This window comes from Methanomassiliicoccales archaeon (assembly GCA_038740345.1).
GTDB lineage: Archaea > Thermoplasmatota > Thermoplasmata > Methanomassiliicoccales > UBA472 > JAJRAN01.
Window position 1 is genome coordinate 38,586 of record JAVYMA010000004.1, and the last position, 19,155, is coordinate 57,740.

The window sequence follows — 19,155 nt, forward strand, 5'->3', positions numbered from 1 at the left end:
GGCGGCACTTGAAAATAATTAGACCCTCGCACGCCGATTGGGAGGAAGGGAAAGGGTATCGCAAGCGCATAGTGGTTCCCGAGCTCGATCTAGGGATAGAAGGTTCATTCATCCAGGAGGTCTCCTTCAGGCCAGGAGTCAGCGTTCCGATGCACTATCATAAGTTCACCAAGGAGGTCTTCATACCCCTGGATGAGGCGGAGTTCTCCATCCAAGGTCAAGATGTGGCGCTTCGGCCTGGAGAGATTCTGATATGCGAGCCGGGGGATGTACATGGCAATCCAGTAATCCGACGAGCGTTCAATATTCTGGTGCTCAAGGTCGGCTACGTTCCTGATGACACTGTCTGGTTAGGATGATACCTTTGAGCTCAACATCCTGGTGAGAGGCAAGCGAACGAGACCCCTACGGTGGCAGCGCTTAGCCATGGCATCACTAGCTTGTCATCGCATACTTGAGCCGCGCGATCTAATTGACCACAATTCTGGAAAGAATATGGAGCCACCAGGGAGATTCGAACTCCCGGCCTGCTGATTACAAGTCAGCCGCTCAACCAGGCTAAGCTATGGTGGCCTAACCCCACGGTAATCACAAGCAGGATTAAGCCTTTTTGCTGTGCCTGATGCGCATGAGTGCAATATGCTAGTAAAAGAGAACTTATTTGGTCGTGTAACTTCTTGCCGCTTTGGGATGCACGGATGAAGGGAGACAGAGAGCCCCCTGCCAAAGGAAGGATGGGAAGGATAACTAAGTCCATCGTGAGGGAGTCAGGGGTTGACGATGCCAGGCGCGTTATGCTGCCAGCGGAAACCTATGAGGAGGCCAAGAAAGGTGAGGAGAGGGCAGAGCTCACCCTCTTGACCATGGAGCGCTTGGAACGAGCCTTTGATGAAGAGTCGAGGGTCCGCATCATGGAGAGATGCGGGCGGCAATGCTTCGGGCCAACGCATCAGAAGGTGCGCAAGGCGCTGTTCCATGAGTCCAGCAGCTTAGAGGAATTCTTGGACAAGCTGAACGACCTTGAAGGGGGGAAGGCTCACTATCGCATCACGGAGCAAGGGGCCATTATCATAGAGTACCCCTCTTGCAGATGCGGCCAGGTGCGTGAGAGCCAGAAGAGGTTCCCCAACCATACGTATTGCATGTGCGGCGTGGGGTTCAACAAAGAGCTCTTCGAGACTGTGCTAGGGAGGAAAGTTGACATAATCCTGGTGACCTCCGCTATTTGTGATGGAGGGCCGTGCAGATTCGTGGTGAGATTGTAATGCTGAAAAAAAAACGATCATAGCATTTGCACCGCCACCGCGCAAGCATCGTTCCAAGGAAGGCAGAGGTGAAATAGATGGAAGATAAATCGATGAGGTTCTTAGAAGAACTATGCAACAGCCCGGGGCCATCTGGTTTCGAGAAGGCCCCGCTGCGTTTGATTAAGGAATACGTCAAGGAATATGCCGACTCCGTCTACTGGGATAGGATGGGGAACCTTTTTTTTGAAAAGATGGGAAGCAGCGATAGCCCTGTGGTCCTCGTCCCTGGGCACGTGGATGAGATCGGTTTCATCATAACCAGCATCAATCAGCAGGGATACCTAACCTTCAATCAGTTAGGTGGCTGGTTCGATCAGGTGCTTTTAGGCCAAAGGGTGTCGATAATGACCAAAGGAGGCCTGGTCCCGGGAGTGATAGCCTGCAAACCTCCTCATGTCATGGACGCGGAAGAGAGGAAGAAGGTGGTTACCAAAGACAAGATGTTCATCGATGTGGGGGCCTGCAACCGGGAGGAGGTCAAGGCCATGGGCATAAGAGTCGGGGATGCAGTGGTACCGGACTCAAAATTCTATGTTATCGAAAAGAAGGCTTTCAAGGAAGGTAAGGAGGTGGGTAAGAGGAAGCTGATTTGCGGTAAGGCCTTCGACAATCGCATTTCCGCTTTCCTCGCCACAGAGCTGATAAAGACCTTGCGCAAGGAGAATATAGGACATCCCAATAAGGTGATAGGCGCGGCCACGGTGCAGGAGGAAGTGGGATCGAGAGGGGCCAAAACTGCTGCCGTCCAGACCAAGCCGGACGTAGCCATCATTTTGGATGTGGACATATCGGGAGATGTGCCCGGCATCGAGCCTCATCAGGCGCCAAGCCGCATGGGAGAGGGAGTATCCATCACGGTATTTGATGCCAGCATGATACCCAATCAGGCCTTGAAGGATTTGGTGATTGGTATATGCGAAGAGAAGAACATACCTCATCAGCTCTCCACCATGGCAGGGGGAGGCACGGATGGCGCCTCCATACATGTGGCCAACGCGGGTGTGCCCTGCATCGTGATAGGAGTGCCCACCAGGCACATCCATTCTCATGTGGCAATGATAGACACGGCAGACCTGGAGAGCACACTTCGTCTCTCCGTGGAACTGGTGAAGGCGTTGGATAGAGGAACGGTGGAATCCCTGACCCAGATTTAAGGGGTCAGCAAGCGCTCCGTTGTAGAAAACTATAAGAATAGCGAATCGATGACGAGCATTCATCCTAAATGCTGAACTGGTGAATCTGATGTCTGCTGAGGAGGTCAAGATCAAGAAGGGCGACGTAATCCGTCTGGAGTACAGCGGTTATCTCGCTGATTCGAATGAGCTTTTCGACACCACCATCATGGAGGTAGCGAAGCAAGGTGGCATCTTCAATGAGAAGGTGCCCTATGGACCCATACCTTTACTGGTTGGCTCAGGCAGGGTCTTCGAGGGTCTGGAGGAGGCCGTCATAGGAGCTTCGGTAGGAGAGGAGCGCGAGGTTGTCATACCTCCAGAGAAGGCAGCTGGGGCGCGGGACCCTAAGCTGGTGGAGAACATACCTCTCAGAGATTTCCTCAAGCAGGACATCGAACCTCGGATCGGCATGGAAGTGAATATAAAGAATCGCTTGGGCATCGTCATTGCTGTCACCCCGCGCATGGTGCGGGTGGATTTCAATCGCCGCTATGCAGGACGCACTTTGAAATATAAGTTCAAGGTCGTAGCTAGGATAGATGATCCAGCAGAGAAGGCCTTGGCAATCATCGAGATGGATTATGGTACTAAGGATAATTTCTCTGTCAGCATCGAGGGCGACACCTACACTATAGTGCTTCCTGATGTGTGCAAGTACGATCAGAAGTGGATGATAGCTAAATACAAAGTCGTGGCGGACTTGCGTGAAGGACTGAAGGCCCGTGTCATACGCTTCGTAGAGGAATATATTAAAGCGGATGAGGAGAAGAAGGCGGAGGAGAAGAAGGAGCAGGGCACCGAGGCAGAGGTGAAGGCTGAGGAGCGAGAGCCTGAGGAACTCCCGCAGTGAGAAGCCAGCATCTCTTGAATCTAACTCCATTAGGGCAGGTGGCCTAGACTGGATATGGCAGCAGCCTCCTAAGCTGCAGGTCCGGGGTTCGAATCCCCGCCTGCCCGCTCCAATCATACTTCATCACTGGAGCATGAGCTTTAGGGGACCACAGCCTTGAAGAAAGGCATGGCTGCGCCGAGCACTTGTTTCCTTTTTCTTGTTCAAGATATCATCGCTTCCTCTCATCAGGAAGTTTCAAAAAGGATTAGTACCTGAAACCTGAATGATTTCAATCGCTTCTATGCGACATGCCTTTGAGAAGACGAGGGCAAGGGGGCGTTATGCACTCAGCGTTTGGGGTAAGGGAATTAGAGGGGCTCGAATATGGCAAGAGCACGGCCTGCATATTCGCCTATTCCTCTCTGAAGCTGTGCAATATGATATGGCAGGAGTTGGGTTATGGATCCTAAGTTGGGGCCTCTGAAAAAATGGAAGCTGATTAGGTATAGGGATAAGAGCGAGAGCATGAGATCCATTATCCAAGGGAGTGAGGCTGATCTTGTATTCCTTCCCGAGGGAAGGCTGGCTGGGAGTGGTGGGTGCAACCGTTTCATTGCAAGCTTTGAGAGCTCTGGGCATATCCTGGCGATCGGGCCAATAGGAACAACTTTGATGTACTGCGACGACCCACCAGGGCTCATGGCTCAAGAATCGGATTATCTCAGCCGCCTCCAATCATCAGCGAGCTATGAGATAGAAGGCGAAAAACTCAAGTTCTTCGATGACGAAGGTCATCTTCTTCTCGAGTTCATTTTGTCTTGTGAATAGAATCAGCCTTTAGGCAAATACGGAATATGCGATTCCAATCATACAACATTTTTCTATCTGGCTGATGATATTTATTATATATTTGGATGTATAATCCAACTCAACTTCGGTGATGCTTTGAGAGCAGCTCTGTTGAGAAGGCCGGGAGAAATGGAAGTTACCGAGGTGCCTGAGCCTCCCTGCCCTGACAAAGGGCTGCTGCTCAAGGTCGAGACCTGCTCCATATGCGCCTCCGACCTCAAGATGTTCCGCCAAGGGCATAGGGATCTGAGATATCCTCGCATCCTAGGACACGAGGTGGTGGGTAGGATCGTGGAGGATAGATCTGAAGGAGAATGGAGCATAGGTGAAAGGGTTCAGATCTGGCCGGGCGACGCTTGTGGCCAATGCCGTTGTTGCGGCAAAGGGCTGGATAACCTTTGCCCCCAGGTGAGGATTCTAGGCTTCAGCTTAGACGGTGGCTTCGCCGAATTCATGGCCGTGCCTGAGGGATGCGTGGCGAGAGGGGGAGTGAACCTGGTCCCATCTTCCATGGCATCTGAAACCGCCTCGCTGGCTGAGCCTTTGGCCTGCTGTGTAAATGCACAGCACTCTTTGAATCTGGGGGAAGGGGATGAGGTTCTCATCATCGGCGGAGGTCCTCTCGGCGCCCTGCATGCCATGCTAGCACGTCATCGGGAAGCAGAGAAGGTGATCATCATCGAGAAGGAAGAGCAAAGGAGAAGAAAGCTTCCTGCCACCAAAGCGGACTTGATCCTGGCCTCAGAGGAGGATTGGGAATCCGTGATAATCTCTGAAACACAAGGAAGGGGCGTAGATGCCATAATCATGGCCACATCTGACGTCGCGATCGACTCTCATCTTATCGATTTACTCGCTCCTCGAGGTAGGATTTGCGTTTTCTCAGGGCTCCCCAAGGCAAGCTCCCTTGCCTCTCTGGATCTGAATCGCCTTCATTACGCGGAAAAAATCATCCTAGGCTCCTATGGATGTAGAAGTCAGGACTGCCGCGAAGCCCTAGGGATGTTGGCAAGGGGAGACCTAGAGGTAGAGTGGCTTTTGACGGCCAGGATCAGATTGGAGAGCATCATCGAAGGGCTAGAGGTAACGGCCTCCAGGAAGGGCATGAAAGTCACGGTGACGAATTTTTGAGAGGTGAGGTAATGGAAGATAAGCTGAAGTCTTTCGGTCTAAAGGTGGATGCATTGCTGAAAGGTAAGAACTTATCTAGGTCGGAGACCTATGAGATGTTCAAAGAAGTTCTGCTGGACGAGCAACCAGCTCTACAACAAGGGGCATTTTTGGCAGCGATAACTGCCAAGAAACCAACCCCCTGTGAGCTGGCTGCCGCTTGGCAGGCGATCTACGAGTTCGATACCGTGAAAGTCACTCCTGAGGTGGACCAGCCCCTGGTGGACAATTGTGGGACAGGAATGGACACCATTAAGACATTTAACATCTCCACTGCAGCTTCTCTTATAGCTGCCGCGGACGGCATCTTCCTCGCCAAGCATGGAGCTCGCGCTATAACCTCGAAGTGTGGGGTAGTGGACATCCTGGAAGCGCTGGGTGTGGATGTGGAGTGCGACACGAACGTGGTAAAAAGGAGCATAGAGAGCTGCGGCATAGGCATTTTCAACGGCATGAGCCCCAAAGTCCACCCGACTGCACTATTCCGCATCTTGAGCCAGATTCGATTCGGCACCATCCTCAATATGGCTGGCTCTTTGGCTAATCCCGCTTGCCCTAGGTATGGTGTCAGAGGCGTCTACTCCGCTGAGCTCGTCCTCCCTGTGGCCGAGGCCATGCGTGAGATCGGCTACAAGGGAGCCATCCTGGTGCACGGTCTGAACAAGGATGGGACGAAGGGCATGGACGAGATATCCTCCATCGGAAAGACTCTGGTAGCAGAGCTCGACTCGAGCGGCGATATCGAGACTTATTATCTCCAGCCAGAGCAGTTCGGGATCAAGGAGGCGGAGGAGAGAGAGCTCATCTGCTCATTCAACAGGGATGAGGAGGCCCTACATTTCCTTCGCATATTAGGTGGAGAGGAGAGGGGAGCTCGGAGGGATATAGTGTGCCTAAATGCTGCACCGATTCTCTACCTCATGGGCAAATCGAATAGCTTGGAGGAAGGATACGAGAAGGCACAAGACATAATTGATAATGGAGGTGCCATTAAGAAGCTGCAAGAGTTCGTGAGGACTCAGAGCTTGAAGCCAGAAGCGAGCTCGGCACACTTGGAGTCGTTGATGGAGAAGGCCAATGTGCTGGCATGAGTTGCAATTTTTTGAATAAAAATTTAAAGGGTTTGGACGTGGAGAGGAACTCTTTTCAGAAGCAGTTCATCCTTATCCCTCAGCCTCTCCCGTCCGAACTTTTATCACCTTTTGCACGGGTACGAGGAAGATTTTCCCATCTCCCACCTCTCCCGTTCGAGCCGATGCGCAAATAGTTCGGACCGCCCGATCTACCATCTCATCTTCCAATACTATCTCTATCTTGACCTTGGGAAGGAGATCGACACGGAACTTTCCTGCGCGATGCGTGAACTCCAGCCCCATCTGCTCGCCTCGGCCTCGAACTTCTGTCACGGTCATCCCTCGGACACCGATTTCATCCAAGGCTTGCTTGGTGGCATTCAAGCGCTCTGGTCGGATTATCGCCTCAATCTTCATCATGGTATGCACCTCATGAATAAGCGTTCTCACCATGCTGGATGATATCAGCACCGATGCGCTCCTCCTCCTTGCTCATGCGGATGGTCATGACCTTGCTCATCACTTTCATTATTACGAATGTGACTACAAAGGCGAAGGCGTAGACCGCCACCACTGCGATTACCTGGGCGCTAAGTAGATCAAAGCCACCTCCGTAAAACAGTCCCTTGGTTCCGGATGCAAAGGTGCCTGTGGCGAAAAGACCTGTAGCCACTGCACCCCATGTTCCACCTATGCCGTGGACACCGAAGACATCCAGGGCGTCGTCGTAATCGAAGCGCTTCTTTAGCAATATCCCACCATAGCAGAAAACACCGGCGCCTATCCCTATGACTATGGCTCCTGTCGCGTTCACATATCCACATGCAGGGGTGATGGCCACAAGGCCTGCGATGGCTCCCGATATCATGCCCAGAACACCAGGTCGTCCCAAGTGCAGCCAGCTAACCAGTCCCCAAGTGACTGTGGCGGTGGCCGCTGCTATCATCGTCACCACGAAGGCGTTTGCAGCGATGCCATCAGCAGCTAGAGCGCTCCCACCGTTGAAGCCGAACCAGCCTATCCAGAGAAGTGCTCCGCCCAGTACCACGAAAGGTATGTTGTGCGGCATCTCTGCGCCTCCTTGCATCAAAGAATTCCTCTTGCCCAATACCATTACCGCGGCAAGTACAGAGACACCTGCGGTGATGTGTACCACCGTGCCGCCTGCGAAATCCAATGATCCTAACTGAGCTATCCACCCTCCTCCCCATACCCAATGCGCTACCGGTATGTACACCAATAAGGTCCAGAGGAAGAGAAGTATGACCACTGCCTTCAGTTTCATCCGTTCTGCGATGCCTCCAAGTATAAGCGCCACGGTGATTATGGCGAACATTCCTTGGAACATCATGAATAATATGCCAGGAATGCTCGTCCCATCATACGGAGGTAGTGGATCGATGCCGACCTTATCCAGCATCACCCAATCCAGGCTTCCGATGAAATCTTGGCCATTGCCTCCGAAGGCCAGTGTGAATCCAATCGTCACCCAGATCAGGGTCACCATGCCCACCACTATCAAGCTCTGACCCAATATGGATAGGACATTCTTCTTGCCCAGCATGCCTCCGTAGAAGAACCCTACCGCTGGCGTCATGATGAACACCAATGCGGCGGAGATCAATACCCAAGCCGTGTTTCCCGCATCTACTGCCAAATTTGCACCTCTTTGTGTTTTTTATTGAAGAGGAGGAAGGGGAGATTTCGTAGGGGGCATCGATCACCCCTTCCTCATATTTTGGGAATATCACACTACATTTGTATGATATTCCGTACAAAGTGTAGATAAAATGATAATAAAAATCTTTCTATTAAGACAAATGAACACATTACAATCATTATATTAATAAAATGTCTAATGGAATCAATATGAGTATCATCGGAATCAAATATGTTATGAGGTGGGCATTTGGTCATAATTTAGGATTCACCTCAACTTCTATGTGAGAGTTCTGGAGTCGAGTTTCTCACGGTCGAGACATTTCAGATATCACTCATTGGATTATGGCAAGCTGGTAAATACCAGGAATCAGATTAATCCCAGAGTATCATGACCTCCAGAGTGAAAGTGGACATGACGGTATGTGGAAAGCAGCACATAATCGAGGTTGAGATGACTCCAGAGATGGAATTCGAAGTCAGGGCGCAAACAGATTGTAAGAACGTGCGAGAGTTCATAGATAAGTTGGGAAAGCTCAGCATCACTGATCTATCAGACAAGAAGTCCAGTAAGGTATGGGAGGTTTTCAAAAATGTGAGCATGAGCGCCAACTGCCTAGTTCCTGCGGGAGTGATGGATGCGGCCTGGATGGAGGCGGGCATGCTTTCCAAGAATAGGGCGCAGTCCTGTGGGAGGAAATGTATAATTTATAACTTCGAGTGAACAAGGGAAATCACAAACACTTTATCTCCACAAGCAAACATATGTAGTCAAGGAGAGCTGGATGAAAGAATATGACCTCATAGTTATCGGAAGCGGCGCAGGCCTGAACGTCGCATCGCGCGCCAGGGCACAGAATCTTAGAGTGGCTTTGGTGGAGGACGGACCTCTGGGGGGCACATGCCTCAATCGGGGCTGCATACCGAGCAAGATTCTCATAGAGCCAGCCAATCTAGCTCGTTGCATTGAGGATGGAGTAAGGATAGGTGTGGGCGGCAAAGTGGAGTATATGGACTTTCAGATGGTTAGAGATCGAATGTGGGCTTTGGTCAATAGAGACCGACAGGAGATAGAGAATGGAATAAAAGCCGATGAGGGATTAGATCTCTACCAGATAAAAGGTCGTTTTGTGGGCGACCGCACCTTGAAGGTCGGCGAGGAGTTGATTAGGGCTCCCAAGGTGGTCATTGCTTGTGGGGTGCGCACTGCTGTGCCGGAGTTGAAGGGACTGAAAGAGGCTGGATATTTTACCTCAGAGACCGTGTTCCATTTGCACCGAATTCCTCCGCGCATGGCGATTCTGGGAGGAGGCTACAAAGCCTGTGAATTCGGGCATTTCTTCTCCGCCTTTGGCTCTGAGGTTACCATCATTGGCCGTAACCCTGCCTTGCTGCCTAGGGAGGAACCAGAGATCAGCGCTGTGGTGTTCAAAAAGATGTCGGAAATTTGCCATGTGCGTGTCAATCAGGAATTACTTGAAGTAAAAAGCTCTGAAAAGGGAAAGACATTAAGGTATAGGGACCGGGCATCTGGTGAAATATTCGAGACGGAAGTGGATGAGATATTGGTGACAACGGGGGTTCGCTCTAACGCCGATCTATTGGAGGTAGAAAAAGGTGGCGTGAATGTGGATCAAAAGGGATACGTCATCGTGAATGAGTACTTGGAGACCAGTGCCCCGGGAGTGTGGGCACTGGGAGATGTGATAGGCAGGACGATGTTCAGGCATACCGCCAACTATCATAGCGATATCGTTTGGTTCAATGCCTTCGGTAAAAGGAAGATAAGATTGGAAGAGCATGCTGTGCCACATGCGGTTTTCGCATATCCTGAGGTGGGCTCCGTTGGCATGACGGAGGCCGAGGCCAGATCGCGCGGCATCCGATATTTTGTGGGGTATTCAAGATATATCGATACGGCCAAAGGCTATGCTATGGCTGAGGAGGATGGACTTTGCAAGGTGATAGTCGACGCGGAGAGCATGCGCATATTGGGAGCTCATGCGGTCGGCCCTCATGCCTCCCTCTTGGTCCAGCCAATCGTATACCTTATGAACGCAGGGGACGGGACTTTTAACCCCATTGCCCGGAGCCAAACTATACATCCGGCCCTGAGCGAAGTGATGGTGAACGCTTTCGCCAACCTCTCCGACCCTGAGCATCACCACCAGCATTGATCATAACAGTCCTGGTCTCTCGCCATTATGATCATGGATAGGCTTGGCGTTCAGTTCTCGCATCTTCCATTCGCCCGTTAGCACCGCCAGATACGGGACAGGGGGAAGGAAGAAGAAGAATGAAGCAAAAAGAGCGGCCAACTTCTTATGGCTTGGTAATGATTTTACCTTGGTACGGACCACATCCTCGGGTTTAGCCTCATAGCTTCGTTGCAGCATCGACTTCAAGATCTGCAGATCTGATTCCAGTACCACTTCCATGGTCCATTTCACTCCCATGAGGACGGGTTGCCGCTGTCCAAAGGCTCTGGTGGTCCGTGTTCGGACCGCCCTGAAGAAGTCCTCTGCACCCTGGCCATCGAACTCAGTGTAACCACAGCCTATGGTATCCAAGGTGTGCGAGTCGCTCCCTCCCAATCGTGCCCAATCTCCTCTCTGCGAATGCTCCAGAGCACGGTGGTTCGCGAATCCGTCCACATGGCCGGCGTTGAACACCTCTAAGGCGTCGATGGGAAGTCTATCCACCATATAGCCAAGTGCAGGCACGTGATTGCTGAAGGGATGGGGTGCGACCACCAATCCTCCTTGCTCGCGAATAAGATCTATGGTCTCCGCGGCGGGCAGTCCTTTGGGTATTTCTTGCGTCAGAAAGAGTCCTATAATCTCTCCCTCCCTGGCGCTGACTTCTTCTCCCACCACCACGCTCACGCTCTCATGATGTTTCGCATATTTCTGAGCTAGCAAAGCTCCTCTTATCGTATTATGATCGGTAATGCACACTGTATCAAGGCCAATTGCAGCCGCTTTCCTCACGATATCCTCCGGCTCCACCACGGATTCTGGGAACCGGAGGAAGGCGAGGCGGGCGAGGCCTGAGTATTTAGAATGAACATGGATATCGGCCCTGCTCACCATCCAGAAACTGCAATAGAGAGATGCGATAAAAAGCATTCGGAGCTCGACGGGGGGTCGTGGTTTAACCTCTCGCCTAATTTTTCGCCTGAGATATCGTGACTCCAGGAAGCGAAGCGATAAGTAACCCTTAGAGGATGAAGCAGACTATTCAGGCGGCGAGGGAAGGTTTCAAGCGCATGGGGCTGATGGACGCAATAAATCAATACGTCATTGAGCTTATCTCTACCGCTGGCTATCCTGGATTATTCCTCGCCATGTTCATAGAGGGAATCCTGACCCCCATCCCCAGCGAGCTGATAATGCCCTTGGGAGGATATCTTGCCTCTACTGGCCGTTTCTCACTCCCCATGGTTATTCTAGTGGGTTCGCTCGGTGCCATGTGCGGCTCGTCTGTGGCCTATGGAATAGCTAGGGCCTTGGGAAGACCGTTAGTGGAACGATATGGGCGATATATCTTCCTTGATGGAAGGAAGGTAAAAAAAGCAGAGGATTGGTTTCAAAGATGGGGTAGCCTGGGTATCCTTCTAGGCCATGCCGCACCAGGGATAAGATCGATAATATCCTTTCCCGCGGGGATATTCAAGATGGAACTCAAGCGTTTCGTGATTTTCACCTTTTTCGGAGCCTTGGTATGGAATTCAGTGCTTTCAACTGCTGGCTATCTGTTAGGAGAATATTATATAGAATTATGGAAGGTCTTGGATGGCTGGGATCTCGCAATACTGGCAATTGCTGCGATCCTGGTAGTCCTCTACCTTTATCTTACCAGAAAAAAAGCTGACGAAAGCACGGAGTCCTGATCGGTCGCCCTGAAGTCTTTTAAAGATCAATGATCACGCATAATAGTATTCGCCTTTTGATTTCTGCTCTTGGTCCAGTCTGGATCCAGGCTTGTTGATCCTGGGGCGCCTGGTATCGTTGTCCCGGCGGAAAGTGACATCCACCATCTTCAAGAATCGATTCATTCCCTGACGCATCTCGTAGGGCCCCCCGCCCTTGCCTTCTTTCCCCGGAATGCCTGAGAACACCATGATGGAATCCGAGACCATGTCCAAGAAATAGATATCATGGTCCACCACCAAAGCCGACCGTCCTCTTTTCTCCATCACCCTGCGGATGGTCTTCGCTGCCTCCATCCGCTGATTGGAGTCCAGGTAGGCGGAGGGCTCATCGAGAAGATACAAGTCCGCATCCCGAGACAGGCATAGAGCTATGGCAGCGCGCTGCAGCTCCCCGCCTGAAAGGTTCTTCACCTGTTTTTCATATAGAGTCTTCAATCTCAGTGGGTGAGCTATCTCTGACTCGAAGAATCCTGATTGAAAGAAATCCTTCACACTGGTCAAGAACATCTCCATGACCGTACCTTCGAAATCGGGGTTTATGTATTGGGGCTTATAGCTTACCTTCACACTATTGCGTATGCTGCCGGAAGTAGGCTGCTGTACGCCAGCTAATACCTTCACGAAAGTAGTCTTTCCTATGGCGTTAGGTCCTACCACACCCACCGACTCTCCAACCTTGATAGTGCCCGCCTCCACCTCGAGTTGGAAGTTGGGATAATCGCATCGTATTTCATCGTAATCAAGAAGGGGAACGGTCTGCCAAGAGTCGCGAGGAGGACGGTCCTCGAAGAGGATGGGATAGTCACGGAAGCGTATGTTCTCCTCTTTCAGATAGCCTTCCAGATAGGAGTTAATGGCGACGCGCACCTGGCGAGGCTGGGCGAAAACACCATAAGCCCCCTCCGAGCCATAGACCAGATATACGTTGTCTGCCAGGAAGTCGAGTATCGCCAAATCATGCTCGATTACCACCACTTGCTTGCCCTGGCTCAGCTCCTGTATGGTCTTAGCCACTTTTATCCTCTGATAGATATCCAGATAGGAAGAAGGCTCATCAAAGAAGTAAACATCACTGTCCTTGAGGATCGTGGCCGCAATAGCCACACGCTGAAGCTCACCTCCTGATAGAGAATCCAGCGGTCTATCTATGACCTGCCTTAGATCCAAGAGCTCCACGGCTTCTTCGAGGGATATCCTCTCGGCTACCTTCTCCAGGAGGTCACGGACCACACCCTTATGCACACTAGGAAGCTTATCCACGTATTGTGGCTTCAGAGCTGTGCGCATCTCTCCTCGATACACCTTAGCAAGATAATCCCTGAGCTCGCTCCCAGCATAATGCTGCAGGACCTCTTCCTTGGTGGGAGGGTTCTCGTACCTTCCGAGATTAGGGATTTCTACACCTGACATTAAACGCAGGGCGGTGGACTTGCCTATGCCATTAGGTCCTAGTATTCCAGTCACTAGCCCTGTCTTAGGGACAGGCAATCTGTAGAGTCGGAAGCCGTTGAGGCCGTATTGATGTACTATCTCTCCTTCCAACTCATCAGGCAGTCCTATTATTTTGATGGCCTCATAGGGGCATTTGTGCACGCAGATGCCGCAACCAGCGCATAAAGGCTCAGCAATCTCCGGTTTACCTTTCTCGCCGATGACGATGGTCTTCACGCCTGTGCGCACCTTAGGGCAGTATTTTACGCACTCGGTGTTGCACTTTTTTGGCTGACATCGGTCTTTCAACAGGGCGGCGATTCGCATGTCAGGTCAGGCAAATAAGAAGGTGCCATAAAAAGGTGACCACGTTAGATGACCGAAAATGTGATAAAGACATTGCTCCGGCCCTTCTCGCGGCGGAAGGACCGGAGTGAGAATCCTACGCTTAATTCAGTCGTGGTCGTAGACCCAGTTCATCTTTTTGCCCTTGGAGACCTTCCAGACCCAATATTCCTTGCCGCCGAATTTGATGACATCATACTTCGAGCGGGGGTCTCCCCAGGCATAATATGGGGGGTTCAAGGGGTTCGCTTTGGTCACACGGATGTTGTTCTCCGTCTCATTCGCATACTTCTTCTTTATCTCATCCACGATCTCTTCGGGCACGCCGAAAGTCAGCTCAACTTCTACCATTCCCGATTCCTCCATTAATGGGGCCTTTTGGGCTCCAACTGTCCCACTCTATCGTCTTCTCTAAACTTATATTTAACGGGCTTAACAATGGATTAATTATCCATCCAAGAATCAAATTGTTAGCTTCACCAGAATTCTTGAATTTATATTTATATATAATATAGAATTTAAAAATCAATCATCCATAGGCTTTGAGAGTTGAGAACATCGCATGCAATTCACAGCCTGTCAGACCTGCTATCAACTCTTAAATCTGAGATGCTCCATTCGATGCCGATAAGAATGAAAAAAGTACTGGTTTGTGCGGCTTGGCCCTATTCCAACGGTCCTATACATTTAGGTCATGTGGCAGGCTCGCTTCTACCTCCAGACATATTCGCCAGATACCATCGCTTAAAAGGGAACGAGGTTTTGATGGTCTCAGGCTCGGACCAGCACGGCACGCCGGTCACCGTACGGGCAGAGAAGGAAGGCGTAAGCCCTGAAGTGGTGGCTGAAAGGTATCATGAAATCAACAAGAAGGCCATCGAAGGTCTTGGCATTAAGTTCGATCTCTTCACCAAGACGCATAATCCCCACCATTTCGAGGTAGTGCACGACGTTTTCTTGCGTCTACTCCAGAATGGCTATCTCTATAGGAAGACCACTCTTCAGTATTATTGCCCTAAATGCTCGAAGTTCCTGCCTGATCGCTATGTGGAGGGCATATGCCGCAAATGCGCCAATGATAGGGCTAGGGGGGACCAATGCGAAAAATGCGGAGCCACATACGAGGCGGGAGAGCTGGAGAAGGCTAGGTGCATTAATTGTGGCAGTGAGCCGCAGCTTAAAGAAACAGAGCATTTCTTCTTCAAGCTATCCGCCTTCCAAGAGCCTTTGACCTCTTATGTGCAAGAAAAGTCGCATTGGCGCCCAAGCGTGCAGTTATTCACCAAGAATTGGCTCGAAGCAGGACTTAAGGATAGGGCCATAACAAGGGATATGAATTGGGGGGTTCCCGTACCGCTACCAGGTTATGAAGGCAAGGTGGTGTATGTCTGGTTCGAGGCGGTGATAGGCTATCTTTCAGCTTCCAAGGAATGGGCCAAACTAGTCGGCTCTCCCGAAAGATGGAAGGATTTCTGGGTGGGGCCATCCGCCGTCAGCTATTACTTTTTAGGCAAGGATAACATCCCCTTCCACACCATCATATGGCCTTCCATATTGATGGGGTATGGTGGCTTGAACCTGCCTTATGACGTACCAGCCAATGAGTTCCTCACTTTCAAAGGTGAGGCGTTCTCCAAGAGCAGGGGAGTGGGAATCGATGTCCCCTCCCTTTTGCAAAGATTCGAGGCCGATGCCATTCGCTACTACATCGCTGCCAACATGCCTGAGAACCGGGACGCCGATTTCTCCTTGGACGACTTTGAGACAAAGGTCAATAACGAGCTAGTGGCCACTTTGGGCAATTACTATCATCGAGTCCTCTCCTTCACGCAGAAGAACTTTGGTCATGTGCCGGCGTTGCATTCCTTGGAAGAGGAGAGGAAGACGGTTGAGGAGGCGATCTGGCGAGCGCGGAATGAAGTGGAGAGATCCATATCCTCCTGCCAGTTCAAACCCGCGCTCAAGGCGGTTATGGATCTGGCGCAGTTTGGCAATCAATTCTTCGATCGTATGGCGCCTTGGTCCTTGCTTCGTCAGGATAGGGCGAGATGCGCAGAGGCATTGCGCCTAAATCTGGAGATCGTCAAGGCCCTAGCCGTGCTCACCCATCCCTTCCTGCCCTTCAGCTCTGAGCGTATATGGTCCTATCTGGGCATGACTTCTCCACTGGCATCCCAAGGGTGGTCATGGCTGGACGAGCCTCTTCCAACGGGTCAGAGATTGCTAGAGCCCAAACCTGTCTTCTCCAGAGTGCAGCTGGAGAGGATAGAGGATAAGTTCAAAGCCTTTGAAGCCCTCAATCTGAAGGTAGGTAGGGTCTTGGATGTCAGGCAACATCCGAATGCGGATAAGCTGCTCGTCTTAGATGTGGATGTAGGAAAGCGCATACAATTGGTTGCTGGATTGAAGGAGCATTATCCTCAAGATGCATTGAAAGGAAAGATGGTGATAGTGGTAAGCAACCTACAGCACGCTAAATTGAGAGGCGTGGAATCACAGGGCATGCTCTTGGCGGCGGAGGATGGTAAGGAGGTGCGAGTCCTTACTCCTGCGGAGAATTGCGCGCCGGGGGAAGTGGTGAGCAGCGGCCTGAGACCATCGGAGAAGGAAATATCATACGCCGATTTCCAGAAGCTAACCATGAGGGTGGGGACGTTCCGGGATGGAGAAGTCGATATAGGCCGAAAGGTTAAAGTGAGCTTCCCTGAGAAGGTGGTTAGGAAGGAGAAAGTGGTGGTGTATCTTCCCGATCCAGAATCAAAAGAGGCTCTGCCGCTTTACACTCAGAGTGGCGTGGCCATCACCGTGGATGGCGGAAGGATAGAGGATGGTGCCCAGGTAAGATGAGGGCAGATCTACACATCCACACCCACCATTCAGGAGACAACGAGCAGCGCTTGGAGGAGATATTCGAGGCTGCTGCCAGGAAAGGCCTAGGCGCGATAGCCATCGTGGACCATAACACTATCAAAGGAGGTCTGGAGGCGTTGGATTCCGCGCCCAGGGACCTTATAATAATACCTGCGGTGGAGGTGACTACCGCTCAGGGCCATGTGATAGCGTATGGCGTGGAGGAGGACATCGATCGGGGTCTGGAGGTGGCTGAAACCATCGAGTTAATACATGAGAAAGGAGGGATAGCCGTGGCCGCGCATCCCTATCGCATGTGGTCAGGGCTGGGAAGCAAAGTGGTTCTGAGGAACAAATTCGATGCCCTCGAGGTCATTAATGCGCGCAACACCTCGCATGGCAACAAGAAGGCCTACAAGCTGGCCCAAAGAGCCCATCTTCCCATGACCGCTGGCTCCGACGCCCACCGGCCAAGGAACATAGGGGACGCGGTGACCATATTCCCCGATGATTGTTTGACCAGGGAGGAGATGATACAAGCAATCCTGGAAGGTAGGACCTCAGTGGAAGGTAGGGGCAGGAGCAAGAAGGAAACCCTTCGCTATGGCAGCGTATCCATATCGAAATGGATCGGCAGGGGGATGAGGAGACTCTGAAACTCAAAGCTTCAGATCGTTATCTCTACCTTACCCACAATCTCGCTCGCTTTCTTCGCCACCTGTGAATTCTCGCTCTTCCCGTCCGTGAGGATGGCCAAGAGATATCTGGTCCCTGCGCCTATCAGAATGACATCTTTCTGCTCCATGTTCACTTGAACCTGGCGCAGGTTGTCCTTAAGCTCCGCGGAGGAGGTCTCAGCCGCCCCCAGCATGATGGCCGCCATGGCAGCAAACGTTTCCTGATGCACGCCTTTAGGCGTATCTCCGAGGATGAAGAGCCCACCTCTCGACATCAGGGATACCCCGGTGACATGCTCCAAGGATTTTATCTCTTCTAAAACATTCCTGATGTGCGCAAGCTCTCCCATTTCACAACCACGCTTTCTGGCCTATAATTGGGTAGCATAATTGGGTAGCGCACATAAAAAACTTTTTCTTATTGGCTCTGAGTTCATTATCAGCAGGTCGGCAATGCTTGGATAGGATGGGAAAGGAATTAAAATTCATTATTATATATCATTAAATAAAAATTTATTTAATTAAAAATTATATGGAGAGCTTCTTCCATGGTAATATTAATAATAACTTGCATCTCTACATTTCTGGCGCGGGGGAGAGAGGAAATTGACCAGTCCTGCTGAGATTAAGCAACGGGCAGCCAAGCTTGAGGCAGGACTAGTGCGCTCGCTTCGTCTCCCGCTGGAGCGCAGGCGCATGGAGCGAAAGCTGATGCGACTAGCGCAGGAACACCCAAAGGAAGCCGTAGCCGTTCTGCTAAAGTTCTTGGACCATGAGAGCGAGAGCGTGTCTTCATCCGTGCGTGGGATGCTCTTTAAGATCACCGCCGAGCGTTCGGGAATGAAGGCGGTTCTGGACAACATCGTGCATTCGAATCAAGATGTGAGGCGGAATGCGGTAGCCTTCATGGCAGAGAAATTTGGCTTTCATGCCGTCACCTACGCTTCTTTCTATGAGCATACGTATCTTTTGATAGCAATGGCCAGGAACAAGGAGATCCCGGCGAACGACATCGAGGCATTGGCGGAGCTGTCAAAGGAAACTTACATGGATGGAGAGTGCATGAAGGCACTGCAGGACATCGCCGTTTGCCTGGACCTCATAAAACAGAGACATCGTGCCTCCGATACTCTTAGGAGCTATGTTAAAGAGATATTGAGAATGGCCCCTGACCTGACAAGGATGGGCGCCTTCGACGATAGAATAGAGGAGCCGCTAAGGCGGGCTATAATCGCTACCAAATCCAGGATGGTCGATGAGACCAAGGACATTATCGACATACGAACCTTAGAGATCTCCATCAAGGAGGAGCTCAGCTCCTTGGCCCAAACCATTGGTTCATCGTTACGCGGAAGGCCAGACATGGAATATTCTAACATCGCCAGCGGGGATTTGTTCGCTCTTTCCCGGTTGCGCAATTTCCTGGAGACTGGCACCGCTTTGGCCGTCTCGGGTAAGAGAGAGGAAGGCCTAAAAATGCTGCGAAGATACTTGGACAACGAATTCGAGGAGTACTGGTCCCAGGTCCGGGAAAGGGTGAGGGCAGGCGATATGAGCGCAATTTTCGCTATCTATGTTATAGGGCTTTCATGCTTAAAATTGGCTTCCTATCTAATTCCGCAGAGCTCCGAGGCGATATTCCAAAAGTATTTCAGGAAGCTGGAGCCAGAGCCGTCGATACACGTAGTGCCATGGCCTTATCCTGCGATGAGATCCCTCACCTGATTAGCCTTTTATGTAAAATGAGACCTGAGGCAAACTGATTTTCCTTATCATGTTTCTTTCTCTTGCTCAGCCTGTCTTGTTCTCTTAGGCTGCCTTAATTAGACTGGACTAGACTGGGTTCTAGCAAT

The 19,155-nt window shown here is 51.2% G+C and carries 21 protein-coding genes and 2 tRNA genes; 16 read left to right on the forward strand and 7 right to left on the reverse strand.

Annotated elements, in window-relative coordinates; all coding sequences use genetic code 11:
* The first annotated feature begins 8 nt into the window (after positions 1 to 8).
* Complete coding sequence (locus tag QW520_02315) at positions 9 to 359, forward strand: hypothetical protein (protein MEM0448638.1); 351 nt, start codon at positions 9 to 11, stop codon at positions 357 to 359.
* Positions 360 to 381: 22 nt separating this feature from the next.
* Entirely contained in the window at positions 382 to 534 is a 153-nt protein-coding gene (locus QW520_02320) for a hypothetical protein (GenBank protein MEM0448639.1), read from the forward strand.
* Here the strand turns inward: QW520_02320 and QW520_02325 are convergent.
* A tRNA-Thr gene (locus QW520_02325) sits at positions 497 to 573 on the reverse strand. The genes QW520_02320 and QW520_02325 overlap by 38 nt on opposite strands.
* 125 nt (positions 574 to 698) lie before the next feature.
* Between QW520_02325 and QW520_02330 the strand changes: the two genes are divergently transcribed.
* The 8 genes from QW520_02330 (at position 699) to trpD (ending at position 6,424) form a co-directional block, all read left to right on the forward strand.
* Positions 699 to 1,265 carry a DUF6144 family protein gene (locus QW520_02330; protein MEM0448640.1) on the forward strand — a complete coding sequence of 189 codons (567 nt, stop codon included), beginning with the start codon at positions 699 to 701 and terminating at the stop codon, positions 1,263 to 1,265.
* A gap of 77 nt (positions 1,266 to 1,342) precedes the next feature.
* Complete coding sequence (locus QW520_02335; GenBank protein ID MEM0448641.1) at positions 1,343 to 2,461, forward strand: M42 family metallopeptidase; 1,119 nt, start codon at positions 1,343 to 1,345, stop codon at positions 2,459 to 2,461.
* An 88-nt stretch (positions 2,462 to 2,549) separates the two neighbouring features.
* Positions 2,550 to 3,332 carry a peptidylprolyl isomerase gene (locus QW520_02340; GenBank protein ID MEM0448642.1) on the forward strand — a complete coding sequence of 261 codons (783 nt, stop codon included), beginning with the start codon at positions 2,550 to 2,552 and terminating at the stop codon, positions 3,330 to 3,332.
* Between the two features lie 32 nt (positions 3,333 to 3,364).
* Positions 3,365 to 3,439 (forward strand) — tRNA-Arg (locus tag QW520_02345).
* Between the two features lie 216 nt (positions 3,440 to 3,655).
* Positions 3,656 to 3,784 (forward strand): hypothetical protein, encoded by a 129-nt coding sequence (locus QW520_02350; protein MEM0448643.1) that lies wholly within the window; start codon positions 3,656 to 3,658, stop codon positions 3,782 to 3,784.
* Positions 3,774 to 4,142, forward strand: a complete 369-nt coding sequence (locus tag QW520_02355; protein MEM0448644.1) for an META domain-containing protein — start codon at positions 3,774 to 3,776, stop codon at positions 4,140 to 4,142. The genes QW520_02350 and QW520_02355 overlap by 11 nt, the downstream gene beginning before the upstream one ends.
* 150 nt (positions 4,143 to 4,292) lie before the next feature.
* A complete protein-coding gene (locus QW520_02360) occupies positions 4,293 to 5,294 on the forward strand; it encodes an alcohol dehydrogenase catalytic domain-containing protein (protein ID MEM0448645.1) in 1,002 nt (333 codons plus the stop codon).
* An 11-nt stretch (positions 5,295 to 5,305) separates the two neighbouring features.
* Entirely contained in the window at positions 5,306 to 6,424 is a 1,119-nt protein-coding gene (trpD, locus tag QW520_02365; GenBank protein MEM0448646.1) for an anthranilate phosphoribosyltransferase, read from the forward strand.
* 72 nt (positions 6,425 to 6,496) lie between these two features.
* Here trpD and QW520_02370 read toward each other — a convergent pair whose 3' ends face one another.
* A complete protein-coding gene (locus QW520_02370; protein MEM0448647.1) occupies positions 6,497 to 6,826 on the reverse strand; it encodes a P-II family nitrogen regulator in 330 nt (109 codons plus the stop codon).
* A 10-nt stretch (positions 6,827 to 6,836) separates the two neighbouring features.
* Positions 6,837 to 8,063: an ammonium transporter gene (locus QW520_02375; protein MEM0448648.1), complete on the reverse strand. Its 1,227-nt coding sequence runs from the start codon at positions 8,061 to 8,063 to the stop codon at positions 6,837 to 6,839.
* Positions 8,064 to 8,456: 393 nt separating this feature from the next.
* Between QW520_02375 and QW520_02380 the strand changes: the two genes are divergently transcribed.
* Positions 8,457 to 8,789: a hypothetical protein gene (locus tag QW520_02380; GenBank protein MEM0448649.1), complete on the forward strand. Its 333-nt coding sequence runs from the start codon at positions 8,457 to 8,459 to the stop codon at positions 8,787 to 8,789.
* Positions 8,790 to 8,850: 61 nt separating this feature from the next.
* Positions 8,851 to 10,242: a dihydrolipoyl dehydrogenase gene (locus tag QW520_02385; GenBank protein MEM0448650.1), complete on the forward strand. Its 1,392-nt coding sequence runs from the start codon at positions 8,851 to 8,853 to the stop codon at positions 10,240 to 10,242.
* Here QW520_02385 and QW520_02390 read toward each other — a convergent pair whose 3' ends face one another.
* Positions 10,243 to 11,157 (reverse strand): PHP-associated domain-containing protein, encoded by a 915-nt coding sequence (locus tag QW520_02390; protein ID MEM0448651.1) that lies wholly within the window; start codon positions 11,155 to 11,157, stop codon positions 10,243 to 10,245.
* 134 nt (positions 11,158 to 11,291) lie between these two features.
* Between QW520_02390 and QW520_02395 the strand changes: the two genes are divergently transcribed.
* Complete coding sequence (locus QW520_02395; protein MEM0448652.1) at positions 11,292 to 11,957, forward strand: DedA family protein; 666 nt, start codon at positions 11,292 to 11,294, stop codon at positions 11,955 to 11,957.
* Positions 11,958 to 11,990: 33 nt separating this feature from the next.
* Here the strand turns inward: QW520_02395 and QW520_02400 are convergent, their stop codons facing one another.
* Positions 11,991 to 13,757: a ribosome biogenesis/translation initiation ATPase RLI gene (locus QW520_02400; protein ID MEM0448653.1), complete on the reverse strand. Its 1,767-nt coding sequence runs from the start codon at positions 13,755 to 13,757 to the stop codon at positions 11,991 to 11,993.
* 126 nt (positions 13,758 to 13,883) lie between these two features.
* Entirely contained in the window at positions 13,884 to 14,141 is a 258-nt protein-coding gene (locus tag QW520_02405) for a hypothetical protein (protein MEM0448654.1), read from the reverse strand.
* A gap of 267 nt (positions 14,142 to 14,408) precedes the next feature.
* Between QW520_02405 and metG the strand changes: the two genes are divergently transcribed.
* On the forward strand, positions 14,409 to 16,622 hold the full coding sequence (gene metG, locus QW520_02410) for a methionine--tRNA ligase (protein ID MEM0448655.1): 2,214 nt from the start codon (positions 14,409 to 14,411) through the stop codon (positions 16,620 to 16,622).
* Entirely contained in the window at positions 16,619 to 17,281 is a 663-nt protein-coding gene (locus QW520_02415) for a CehA/McbA family metallohydrolase (protein ID MEM0448656.1), read from the forward strand. The genes metG and QW520_02415 overlap by 4 nt, the downstream gene beginning before the upstream one ends.
* Before the next feature lie 11 nt (positions 17,282 to 17,292).
* On the opposite strand, the gene QW520_02420 is transcribed toward QW520_02415, so the two are convergent.
* Positions 17,293 to 17,652 (reverse strand): roadblock/LC7 domain-containing protein, encoded by a 360-nt coding sequence (locus tag QW520_02420; GenBank protein ID MEM0448657.1) that lies wholly within the window; start codon positions 17,650 to 17,652, stop codon positions 17,293 to 17,295.
* A gap of 256 nt (positions 17,653 to 17,908) precedes the next feature.
* Here QW520_02420 and QW520_02425 point away from each other — a divergent pair, with 256 nt between their 5' ends.
* Positions 17,909 to 19,027 (forward strand): hypothetical protein, encoded by a 1,119-nt coding sequence (locus QW520_02425; protein ID MEM0448658.1) that lies wholly within the window; start codon positions 17,909 to 17,911, stop codon positions 19,025 to 19,027.
* Positions 19,028 to 19,155 lie beyond the last annotated feature (128 nt).

Excerpts from the sequence above, each read along its gene's own strand:
- trpD (MEM0448646.1), top strand. The coding sequence starts at position 5,306 with ATGGAAGATAAGCTGAAGTCTTTCGGTCTAAAGGTGGATGCATTGCTG.
- QW520_02420 (MEM0448657.1), bottom strand. The coding sequence starts at position 17,652 with ATGGGAGAGCTTGCGCACATCAGGAATGTTTTAGAAGAGATAAAATCC.
- QW520_02360 (MEM0448645.1), top strand. The coding sequence starts at position 4,293 with ATGGAAGTTACCGAGGTGCCTGAGCCTCCCTGCCCTGACAAAGGGCTG.
- QW520_02400 (MEM0448653.1), bottom strand. The coding sequence starts at position 13,757 with ATGCGAATCGCCGCCCTGTTGAAAGACCGATGTCAGCCAAAAAAGTGC.
- QW520_02395 (MEM0448652.1), top strand. The coding sequence starts at position 11,292 with ATGAAGCAGACTATTCAGGCGGCGAGGGAAGGTTTCAAGCGCATGGGG.
- QW520_02385 (MEM0448650.1), top strand. The coding sequence starts at position 8,851 with ATGAAAGAATATGACCTCATAGTTATCGGAAGCGGCGCAGGCCTGAAC.
- QW520_02340 (MEM0448642.1), top strand. The coding sequence starts at position 2,550 with ATGTCTGCTGAGGAGGTCAAGATCAAGAAGGGCGACGTAATCCGTCTG.
- QW520_02330 (MEM0448640.1), top strand. The coding sequence starts at position 699 with ATGAAGGGAGACAGAGAGCCCCCTGCCAAAGGAAGGATGGGAAGGATA.
- QW520_02350 (MEM0448643.1), top strand. The coding sequence starts at position 3,656 with ATGCACTCAGCGTTTGGGGTAAGGGAATTAGAGGGGCTCGAATATGGC.
- QW520_02380 (MEM0448649.1), top strand. The coding sequence starts at position 8,457 with ATGACCTCCAGAGTGAAAGTGGACATGACGGTATGTGGAAAGCAGCAC.
- QW520_02335 (MEM0448641.1), top strand. The coding sequence starts at position 1,343 with ATGGAAGATAAATCGATGAGGTTCTTAGAAGAACTATGCAACAGCCCG.
- QW520_02370 (MEM0448647.1), bottom strand. The coding sequence starts at position 6,826 with ATGATGAAGATTGAGGCGATAATCCGACCAGAGCGCTTGAATGCCACC.
- QW520_02390 (MEM0448651.1), bottom strand. The coding sequence starts at position 11,157 with ATGGTGAGCAGGGCCGATATCCATGTTCATTCTAAATACTCAGGCCTC.
- QW520_02405 (MEM0448654.1), bottom strand. The coding sequence starts at position 14,141 with ATGGAGGAATCGGGAATGGTAGAAGTTGAGCTGACTTTCGGCGTGCCC.
- metG (MEM0448655.1), top strand. The coding sequence starts at position 14,409 with ATGAAAAAAGTACTGGTTTGTGCGGCTTGGCCCTATTCCAACGGTCCT.
- QW520_02355 (MEM0448644.1), top strand. The coding sequence starts at position 3,774 with ATGGATCCTAAGTTGGGGCCTCTGAAAAAATGGAAGCTGATTAGGTAT.
- QW520_02415 (MEM0448656.1), top strand. The coding sequence starts at position 16,619 with ATGAGGGCAGATCTACACATCCACACCCACCATTCAGGAGACAACGAG.